The following is a 9,524-nucleotide window of genomic DNA, read 5'->3' on the forward strand; positions in this document are numbered from 1 at the left end:
CGATCCTGGAAGGCGGCGCCCCGGGACGCCGTGGGGACGGGCGGGGGCGCCGCCCCGTTCACGCCCGCAGCGCCTCGCGGAGCCGGCGGCGGGAGACCTTCGCCCACAGCCCCGGCAGCTCCTGTTCGCGGCGGTCCGCGAGGGCCTCCTGGCGGCCGTGGAGCAGGCCGAAGGTGAAGCCGCTCTCACCGGCCCCGTGGGCCTGGGTCGCCAGCTCGCGCAGGGCGGCGCGGGCGACCACGCTGTCCTGGTGGTCGCCGAGCAGCTGCTGGAGCTGTTTGGCGCGCCGGGTGAACTTCCGGGCCGGGCGGCCGAGCGCCGGGGTGGCCGCCTCCGCGGCGTACCGGGTGCGCTTGGCGGCCTTGCGGGCGCTGTGCAGGGCCTCGTCGCGGGCCGGCCCGGCGGGGGTGTCGAGGGCGGTCTCGATGCGGCGGGCCAGCCGCCGGTAGTCCTTGAGGACGGCGCCGGCGACGACGGACCGGGCGGGGCGGGCGGCGGGGCCGCGCAGCGGAGGGGCGCCGAGCAGGGCGTGCAGGTCGTCCAGGAGGGCGAGGTAGCGGGGGCCGTCGAGGGCGTCGAGCAGCCGGTCGCGGGCGCCCGCGCGGCGCCGGACCGACCAGGTGCGCAGCCGGGCCGAGACCGGTCCCAGCCGCAGTGTGCGGGGTACCTCGGCCAGTGCGGCGGTGAGCCGGTCGGCGAGCACCTCCTGGTCCCGACCGGCACCCAACTCGGCGGCCAGCCACTGGAGTTCGGCGCCCAGCGGGTCGGTGGCGGCACGGTCGAGAACCTTGGCGTACGAGCGGAAGGCGCTGCGCAGCCGACGGGTGGCGACCCTCATCTGGTGCACCGCGTCGGGCAGATCGCGCCGGACCGCCGGGTCCAGTTCGACGAGGGCCCGCACCTGCGCGCGGACGTAGCGGAGGACCACGTCACCGGCGGTGTCGGCGGGGCGGTCGGCGCCCTTGGCGGCCTCGGGTCCCTCGGGGGCGGGCCGGGCGGCGGCCTCCGGCAGGTTCCCCGGCGCGGTCTCCGCCAGGGCGCGGGCCAGTTTCGACGGCGCCGCGGCGGGACGCGCACCGGCCTCGGTCAGGACCCGCTCGACCTCGTCCAGCAGTTCCTGTCCGGCCCCGGCGCCGGCCCCGGGGGCCAGCTCGACCTCGATCTCCCGCCAGCGGGTCTTCCGCTTCGCGCCCTCCGGGTGCAGCCGCCGGGCCCGCACCTCGTCCACCGCGACCTCGGCGAGCGGCCGGCCGGCGGCGTCCCGGAGGTCGTGGACGGTGCGCCGGGTGCGGAGGCGGACGAGGGGGACGAGGGCGGCGCCACGGGCCCGGGAGCGGACCAGGGCGGTGAGTTCGGCGGGCGGGGCGTCGGAGAGCGGGGCGCGGATCTCGTCGCGCACCGCGCCGGTGACCTCGGGGAGCGCGACCGGGAGTTTGAGGTGCCAGCCCTCGTCGGGGCCGCCGGTGCGGCGGCGGAGGGTGACGCCGTCCGCGGCGAGGCGCTGGTCGGCGGTGTCGTAGTAGACGGCGTCCAGGTCCTGGGGGGCGCGTTCCGTCGCGGTGGCGACCCGGCCGGCGCGGGTCAGGTCGGGCAACCGGCCGGCGTCGGGGCCCGTTTCGTATTTCCGCTCGATTTCCCGCACGGTGTCCGCCATGCATCGAATCTAGTCAGCCACGCGGCGGCCGACCAGCCGTCCGGCATCGATATGCGCCAAGAACGGGTGGCACCGCCGGCGCACGGTGTTTTACGGTGTGTGACTAGCCGCGCACACAGCGTGGTGATCGGCTCGACCGACTCCGGGAGACACCGTGCACCCCGACACCGCAGCCCTCGCCCGGCCCGCCTTCCGCGTCGCGGCGGGCGCCCGCCCATATCTGCTGACGGCGCCCAGCCGGCCCGGCACCCCGAAGACCGCCCGGGACTTCGTCCGGGCGGTGCTGGGCGACGGGCCGCTCGCCGCGCTCCGGGACACCGCCGTCCTGCTCACCTCGGAGGCGGTCACCAGGGCCCATCTCCGCACGCCCGGTTCCGCGGACATCCTGCTGCGGGTGCTGACCGCGGCGCACGGTCTGCGGATCAGCGTGCACGACGAGGGCCCGGCGCTGCTCCCGTCCCCGTCCCGTCCGCCCGGCGACCGGGACCCGGCGCACGGGCTGCTGCTGATCAGCCGGCTCGCCGACGACTGGGGGACGACCCCGTTCGAGGGGCCGCCGCACACCACGTCCCTGTGGTTCGAGCTGCACACGGGCCGCTGACCGGCGCGGGCGCGGCGGCCTCAGCGGGAGGCGGAGACCGGCCGCTGGACGCGGATCGACTGCAGCAGCCCGATGGCGATCCACACCGCGAACATCGACGTGCCGCCGTAGGAGACGAACGGCAGCGGCAGACCGGTGACGGGCATGATGCCCAGGGTCATCCCGACGTTCTCGAAAGCCTGGAAGGCGAACCACGCGATGATGCCGGCGGCCACGATCGTGCCGTAGAGCTCGCCGGTCTCGCGGGCGATCCGGCAGGCGCGCCACAGCACCACGCCGAGCAGCAGGAGGATCAGGCCCGCGCCGAGGAAGCCCAGTTCCTCGCCGGCGACGGTGAAGATGAAGTCGGTCTGCTGCTCGGGGACGAACTGGCCGGTGGTCTGGCTGCCGTGGAAGAGGCCGGAGCCGGTGAGCCCGCCGCCGCCGATGGCGATCCGGGCCTGGTTGGTGTTGTAGCCGACGCCGGCCGGGTCCAGGCTCGGGTTGGCGAACGCGGCGAACCGGGCGATCTGGTAGGCGTCCAGCAGTCCGAGCTGCCAGATGGCGACGCAGCCGACGACGCCGGTGCCCAGCAGGCCCAGGATCCAGCGGTTCGAACAGCCGCTGGCCAGCAGCACGCCGAGGATGATGGCGCCGAGCACCATCACCGAGCCGAGGTCGGGCATCAGGAGGATCACGCCCACCGGGACGGCGGCCAGGCCCAGCGCCTGGACGACGGTGCGGTGGTCGGGATACGGGCGGTCGCCGGCGTCGACCCGGGCCGCCAGGATCATCGCCATCCCCAGCGTGATGGTGATCTTGGTGAACTCGGCGGGCTGGAGCGAGAAGCCGCCGGGGATCGCCAGCCAGGAACGCGAGCCGTTGATGGTGGCGCCGAGCGGCGTCAGCACGAGCATCGCCAGCACCACCGAGGCGCCGAAGAGGACCGGCACGGCGCCGCGCAGGGTGCGGTGGCCGAGCCAGATGGTGCCGGCGGCCAGCCCGATGCCGATGGTGGTGTTCAGCAGGTGGTGGACGAAGAAGAAGTACTCGTCGCCCCGGTTGAGTTCGGTGCGGTTGCGGGTGGCGGAGAAGACCAGCAGCGCCCCCATCAGGGAGAGCACCAGGCAGGACAGCAGCAGTATCCAGTCGAGCCGGCGCACCACGGAGTCGCGTGCCGTCAGCCGGCCCCAGACGCCGCGGTCGGGGGCGTAGCGGCGGACGGAGAAGGTCCGGGAGAAGAGCGGCGTGGTCACTGCTGGGGGCTCCCGGAGGGGGACGGCGACGGGTCGGCCGGCGGCTTGATGGGCGGCGCGAGGATGGTGCCGTCGCTCTCGATCTTGGGCAGCTTGTTCTCCGGGGCGGGGAGCAGCGCGGCCTTGGGGTCGATCTCGCCCTTGTCGTTGACGCCGTAGAGCGCGTTGTAGATGTTGCGGACGGCCGGGCCGGAGGCGCCGGAGCCGGTACCACCCTGGGAGATGGTCATCACGACCGCGTAGTCCTTGGTGTACGTCGCGAACCACGAGGTGGTCTGCTTGCCGTAGACCTCGGCGGTACCGGTCTTGGCGTGCATCGGGATCTTGTCCTGCGGCCAGCCCTGGAAGCGCCAGGCGGCGGTGCCCCGCTCGGTCACGCCCTGGAGCGCGGCGTCGATCTGCTGGATGGTCGCCTGGGTGTCCGGCAGGTGGCCGTGCGCCTGGGGCCGGATCGTCTTCACCGACTTGCCGTCCGGGCTGACGACGGCCTTGCCGACGAGGGGGTTGTAGAGGGTGCCGCCGTTGGAGAGCGCCGCGTAGATCGTCGCCATCTGGATCGGGGTGACGAGGGTGTCACCCTGGCCGATGGCGTAGTTGATCGAGTCGTAGGCGTGCAGCTTCATGCCTTCGAGGCAGTTCTCCCGGGCGAGCTTGGAGACGTAGTCGTTGCCGTCCTTGGGGTGCGCGCACCAACTGTCCTTGTTCGCCTTCCAGAAGGCGTTCTTCCACTGGCGGTCGGGGACCCGGCCACGCACCTCGTTGGGCAGGTCGATGCCGGTCTCCTTGCCGAGACCGAACTGGTGGGCCGTCCTGTAGAACCAGTCGCGGGGGTTCTGGACCGGCTTGTCCCCGCCGTCCTTCTTCCACTCGTCGTGGCCGATCCGGTAGAAGACGGTGTCGCAGGAGACCTCTAGCGCGCGGCCCAGGCTGATGTCGCCCTCCGATTCGCCCTCGAAGTTCCGGAAGACCTGGCCGCCGATGCTGTACGCGCTGGTGCAGGGGTAGTGGCCGTCGAAGGGGTAGCCGGCGTTGACCGCGGCCGAGGTCGAGATGACCTTGAAGATCGAGCCGGGGGCGGCCTGCCCCTGGATGGCGCGGTTGAGCAGCGGGTAGTTGGAGCTCTTGCCGGTCAGCTTGGCGTAGTCCTTGCCGGAGATCCCGCCGACCCAGGAGTTGGGGTCGTAGGTGGGGTTGGAGGCCATCGCCACCACCCGGCCGGTCTTCGCCTCCATGACGACGACGGCGCCCGAGTCGGCCTTGTAGTTGGTGCCCGTGTTCCGGTCCATCTGGGTGCGGGCGTCCTTCATGGCCTTGTCGAGCTGCTGTTCCGCTATGGCCTGGACGCGGGCGTCGATGCTGGTGACCAGCGTCGAGCCGGCCTGGCCCTTGTCGCTGTCGGCCTGGCCGATGACCCGGCCGAGGTTGTCGACCTCGTAGCGGGTGACGGCGGCCTTGCCGCGCAGGTAGTTGTCGTACTGCCGCTCCAGGCCGGACCGGCCGACCTGGTCCGAGCGCAGCAGCGGCGACGGGCCGTTCTTGGCCTTCTGGATCTCCGCGTCGGTGACCGGCGAGAGGTAGCCGAGGACCTGCGCGGTGTTGGCCTTGCCGGGGGCCGGGTAGCGGCGGACGGCGGTGGGCTGGGCGCTGACGCCGGGGAAGTCCTCGGCGCGCTCGCGGATCTGCAGGGCCTGCTGGGTGGTGGCCTTGTCGGTGATCGGGATCGGCTGGAAGGGCGAGCCGTTCCAGCAGGGTTGCGGGGTCTTGGCGTCGCAGAGCCGGACCTTGTTGCGGATCTCCTGCACCGGCATGTCCAGCACCTTGGCCAGCCGGGCGAGGACGGCCTTGCCGCCGTCCTTCATCTTCATCAGGTCGGTGCGGCTGGCGGAGACCACGAGCCGGGTCTGGTTGTCGGCCAGCGGCACGCCGCGGGCGTCGAGGATGGAGCCGCGGGTGGCGGGCTCGATGACCTGCTGGACGTGGTTGGACCTGGCCTTGGCCGCGTACTCCTGGCCGTTGCGGATCTGGAGGTACCAGAGCCGCCCGCCGAGCGTCGCCAGCAGCGAGAAGACCAGGATCTGAATGGCGATCAGCCGGGTGTTGATACGGGAGGTCCGCCCCGTCTCAGGAATGTTACTCATGGCGCGCAGCGCCTCCTTTGAGGGTGGCGGCGGGCGACGGGTGGGCATTGCTCACAGGCGCTTGACCCCCTTGATGCCCTTGACCCCCTTGGTGCGCCCGCCGCGGCCCGGCTTGGGCACCCGGCCGGTGCGGATCGCCTTCATGGCGTTGCGGCTGGCCTTCAGGCCGGTGCCGGTGGTGAGCCACCCGCCGGCCCACGACCCGCCGCCGGAGCCGCCGCCCACCCAGCCCTGTCGCCCGGCGACCGCCCCGGTGGTGCCGCCGGCGTCCGTGGCCAGCGGATCGTGCTCGGTTCTGCGCGCCACCGCCATCACCAGCGGAACGGTGAAGGGGGCGAGCAGCAGATCGTAGAGAGTGGCGCTGAGCAGCAGCCCGACCAGGCCGACATGACGGGCCGCGGTGTCGCCGACGAGGGAGCCGACGCCGGCGTACAGCAGCGTCGAGCCGATCGCGGCGCCGGTCACGACGACCAGCGGCAGGGTCGCCGAGCGGTGCTGGCCGGTGTCCGGCTTGGTCAGGCCCGCGGCGTAGCCGATGACGCACAGGACGAGGGCGTAGCGGCCGATGGCGTGGTCGGCGGGCGGGGCGAGGTCGGCGAGCAGCCCGGCGCCGAAGCCGATCAGCGAGCCGCCGACGTGACCGTAGACCAGGGCCAGGCCCACCACCACCAGCATCAGCAGATCCGGTACGGCGCCCGGCAGATGGAGTCTGGCGAGGATGCCGACCTGGACGATCAGGGCGACCACCGCCAGCGGGGCGGCGAGCAGGATCCGGTTGATGCGCATCGGTCAGCTCCTGGGTGAAGCGCTCTCGGAGGGGGTGGCCGTGACGGTGACCGTCGGCGTCGGCCTGGGCTTGACCGGGGGTGGGAGGACGGTGTCCCGCGGGTCCTTGCGGGGCGGCTGGACGACGACGCCGACGACGTCGAGGGAGGAGAAGGTGACGAACGGCCGGACCTGGAGGGTGCGGGTCAGATCGCCGTTGAGCGGCTCGACCTTGGTGACCGCGCCGACCGGGACCCCGGGCACGAACGGCTTGTCCTTGCTGGAGCCGAAGGTGACCAGCCGGTCGCCCTTCTTGACGTCGGCCCGGCCGTTGAGCAGCTCGACGCGGAGCGAGCGGACGCCCTGCCCGTTGGCGAAACCGATCTCGTTGGTCTTCTCCATCCGGGTGCCGACGGTGAACTCCGGGTCGGCGGCGAGCAGCACGGTGGAGGTGTGCGGGGTGACGGTGGTGATCCGGCCGACCAGCCCGTCGCCGTTGAGGACGGTCATGTCGCGGACGATGCCGTCGCGGCTGCCGGCGTCGATGGTGACGGTCCAGGAGAAGCCCTGCGCGGACCCGATGGCGATGACCTCGGCGCCCTTGATCGCGTACTGGCCGGCGGCCGCGGTCTTGAGGATCTTGTCGAGTTCGGCGGCGCGGTTGCGGTTGCGGTCCGGGGAGCCGAGCTTGAGTTTCAGCGCGGCGTTCTCGTGCTCCAGGTCGCTGATGCGGTTGTGGCGCTCGCCGGAGTCGCGTACGGCGCTGACGGCGTTGCCGACCGGGTTGACGAGGCGGGCCACGCCGCGTTCGACCGGGCCGAAGGCGGAGGCGGCGGCCTGCCGGGCGCCATCGAGCGGGGACTGTTCGCCGCCGCGGATATCGACCGTGATCAGCGCGAACGCGATCGCGATCAGCAGCACCAGCAGCAGCCGGCTCTCTCGTGTGTCCCTCACGTGCGGCGGCCGTGTCCTTCCTCGTAAGGACCGGCCGGCTGCGGGCCCCGCCGGTCTCGTTCGGGGGTTGAGCGTTGTGCCTTGCTGTGACGGCGCGGTGGTGGAGCGTCAGTGCACCGTGTCTGTGGGGGCGTTGCGGTATGGCCCGGCGATCCGCCGGGCGGATCGGCCGTTTCTGTATGGTGCCCGGCCCGCGCGAACGCCGTGTGACGCCCGCGCGACGGGCCGGGACCGGTGGTTCAGCGGCGCGGCTGGGAGTCCAGGACCTGCTGGAGCGCCTCGAACTCCTCGACGCACTTGCCGGATCCCAGCGCGACCGAGTCGAGCGGGTCCTCGGCGATGTGGATCGGCATGCCGGTCTCCCGGCGCAGCCGCTCGTCGAGGCCGCGCAACAGGGCGCCGCCACCCGTCAGAACGATGCCGCGGTCCATCACGTCACCGGACAGCTCCGGCGGGCACTTGTCCAGGGTCGTCTTGACGGCGTCGACGATGGAGTTGACCGGCTCCTCGATGGCCTTGCGGACCTCGGCGGCGGAGATGACGACGGTCTTGGGCAGACCGGAGACCAGGTCGCGGCCGCGGATCTCGGTGTGCTCGTCCTGCTCCAGGTCGTACGCCGAACCGATGGTGATCTTGATGGACTCGGCGGTGCGCTCGCCCAGCAGGAGGCTGTACTCCTTCTTGATGTGCTGGATGATCGCGTTGTCCAGCTCGTCGCCGGCGACCCGGATGGACTGGGCGGTGACGATGCCGCCGAGCGAAATGACCGCGACCTCGGTGGTGCCGCCGCCGATGTCCACGACCATGTTGCCGGTGGCCTCGTGGACCGGGAGGCCGGAGCCGATCGCGGCCGCCATCGGTTCCTCGATGATGTGCACCTGGCGGGCGCCGGCCTGGGTCGACGCCTCGATGACCGCGCGGCGCTCAACTCCCGTGATACCGGAGGGAACGCAGACCACCACCCGCGGACGGGCGAGGTAGCGACGCTTGTGGATCTTGAGGATGAAGTAACGGAGCATCCGCTCGGTGATCTCGAAGTCGGCGATCACCCCGTCCTTCAGGGGCCGTACGGCGACGATGTTGCCGGGGGTCCGGCCGATCATCTTCTTCGCCTCGGCGCCGACGGCGAGGATGCCGCCGGTGTTGGTGTTGATGGCCACGACCGACGGTTCGTTGAGGACGATTCCGCGGCCCCTGACGTACACCAGCGTGTTGGCGGTCCCGAGGTCGACAGCCATGTCACGGCCGATGAACGACATGTTGTTCCCCATGAGGATACGTCTGGCCTTCCCAACTGGAGCGAATGCTTACTTTGAGGTCGGCAGGAGGTGATGCGCCGTGCGGCGCGGAAGCCCCCATCGTAGTTCGTAGTGGGTTCCCACTCGAACACGGCAGGAGGCCGTTCCGCCATTGTCAGCCGTACACGCACCCGCCCCCCTTAATGGTGACGTCGTGTCGCGGGAACGCGTTCCCCCGCTCGCGGCGAATACACCGAGGGGCGACCGATGATTTCACCGGTCGCCCCTGGTCACAAGGGGGTTGGCCGTACTCTTCGGATCAAGAAATGCCAGGGAAGAAAATCTTGATCTCGCGCTCGGCGGACTCTTCGGAATCCGAGGCGTGGATGAGATTTTCTCGGGTGATCGTTCCGAAGTCCCCACGAATGGACCCACTGGGCGCGGCAATCGGGTCAGTGGGCCCGGCCAGCGCCCGGACACCCTCGATGACCCGCTCGCCCTCGACGACCAGCGAGACGACCGGCCCGGAGGACATGAACTCCACCAGCGGCTCGTAGAACGGCTTGCCGACGTGCTCGGCGTAGTGCTGCTCCAGCACCTCGCGGTCGAGGGTGCGCAGCTCCAGCGCGGTGATCGTCCAGTCGGCCTTGCGCTCGATGCGGCGGATGATCTCGCCGATCAGACCGCGCTTGACGGCATCGGGCTTGAGGAGGACGAGGGTGCGCTGGCTCACGGAGGGACTCCCGGTATCTGAACGACGATCAGGGGCGCCAGGCTATCGCCTGGGTACGGGGCGGAGGTTGCCGGCTTCCCCTGCCGTGAGGGTTCGCCGCTTTTGCGGCCTGCGCCCCGCCTTTTACCCGCCCACCCACGGAAGCCCCCACCCACCGTCTTTCCCACCCCCCCCCACGGGAGGGGACGGGCCGGAGGGGCAGGGGG

The 9,524-nt window shown here is 71.7% G+C and carries 8 protein-coding genes; 1 reads left to right on the forward strand and 7 read right to left on the reverse strand.

The genetic code is table 11. From position 1 onward, the window contains the following. Positions 1-58: 58 nt before the first annotated feature. A complete protein-coding gene (locus B073_RS0110530) occupies positions 59-1,654 on the reverse strand; it encodes a CYTH and CHAD domain-containing protein (RefSeq protein WP_018538057.1) in 1,596 nt (531 codons plus the stop codon). A gap of 154 nt (positions 1,655-1,808) precedes the next feature. Here B073_RS0110530 and B073_RS0110535 point away from each other — a divergent pair, with 154 nt between their 5' ends. Next, positions 1,809-2,255, forward strand: a complete 447-nt coding sequence (locus tag B073_RS0110535) for an ATP-binding protein (protein ID WP_018538058.1) — start codon at positions 1,809-1,811, stop codon at positions 2,253-2,255. A 20-nt stretch (positions 2,256-2,275) separates the two neighbouring features. Here the strand turns inward: B073_RS0110535 and B073_RS0110540 are convergent, their stop codons facing one another. The 6 genes from B073_RS0110540 to ndk form a co-directional block, all read right to left on the reverse strand. Continuing rightward, on the reverse strand, positions 2,276-3,490 hold the full coding sequence (locus B073_RS0110540; RefSeq protein ID WP_018538059.1) for an FtsW/RodA/SpoVE family cell cycle protein: 1,215 nt from the start codon (positions 3,488-3,490) through the stop codon (positions 2,276-2,278). Then, positions 3,487-5,628 carry a penicillin-binding protein 2 gene (mrdA, locus tag B073_RS0110545; protein ID WP_018538060.1) on the reverse strand — a complete coding sequence of 714 codons (2,142 nt, stop codon included), beginning with the start codon at positions 5,626-5,628 and terminating at the stop codon, positions 3,487-3,489. The genes B073_RS0110540 and mrdA overlap by 4 nt, the downstream gene beginning before the upstream one ends. Before the next feature lie 51 nt (positions 5,629-5,679). Then, positions 5,680-6,414 carry a rod shape-determining protein MreD gene (gene mreD, locus B073_RS0110550; protein WP_018538061.1) on the reverse strand — a complete coding sequence of 245 codons (735 nt, stop codon included), beginning with the start codon at positions 6,412-6,414 and terminating at the stop codon, positions 5,680-5,682. Positions 6,415-6,417: 3 nt separating this feature from the next. Then, the gene (gene mreC, locus B073_RS0110555) at positions 6,418-7,347 is read right to left on the reverse strand and encodes a rod shape-determining protein MreC (RefSeq protein WP_018538062.1); all 930 of its coding nucleotides are present in this window, start codon (positions 7,345-7,347) and stop codon (positions 6,418-6,420) included. A 239-nt stretch (positions 7,348-7,586) separates the two neighbouring features. Continuing rightward, positions 7,587-8,606: a rod shape-determining protein gene (locus B073_RS0110560; RefSeq protein ID WP_003985182.1), complete on the reverse strand. Its 1,020-nt coding sequence runs from the start codon at positions 8,604-8,606 to the stop codon at positions 7,587-7,589. A 298-nt stretch (positions 8,607-8,904) separates the two neighbouring features. Continuing rightward, positions 8,905-9,318 (reverse strand): nucleoside-diphosphate kinase, encoded by a 414-nt coding sequence (ndk, locus tag B073_RS0110565; protein WP_018538063.1) that lies wholly within the window; start codon positions 9,316-9,318, stop codon positions 8,905-8,907. Between the last annotated feature and the right edge of the window lie 206 nt (positions 9,319-9,524).

This window comes from Streptomyces sp. MspMP-M5, from assembly GCF_000373585.1.
Lineage (GTDB): Bacteria > Actinomycetota > Actinomycetes > Streptomycetales > Streptomycetaceae > Streptomyces.

What these genes read in the sequence shown, in the direction of transcription:
- B073_RS0110530 (WP_018538057.1), bottom strand. Translation starts at nt 1,654, where the DNA reads ATGGCGGACACCGTGCGGGAAATCGAGCGGAAATACGAAACGGGCCCC.
- mrdA (WP_018538060.1), bottom strand. Translation starts at nt 5,628, where the DNA reads ATGAGTAACATTCCTGAGACGGGGCGGACCTCCCGTATCAACACCCGG.
- B073_RS0110560 (WP_003985182.1), bottom strand. Translation starts at nt 8,606, where the DNA reads ATGTCGTTCATCGGCCGTGACATGGCTGTCGACCTCGGGACCGCCAAC.
- mreD (WP_018538061.1), bottom strand. Translation starts at nt 6,414, where the DNA reads ATGCGCATCAACCGGATCCTGCTCGCCGCCCCGCTGGCGGTGGTCGCC.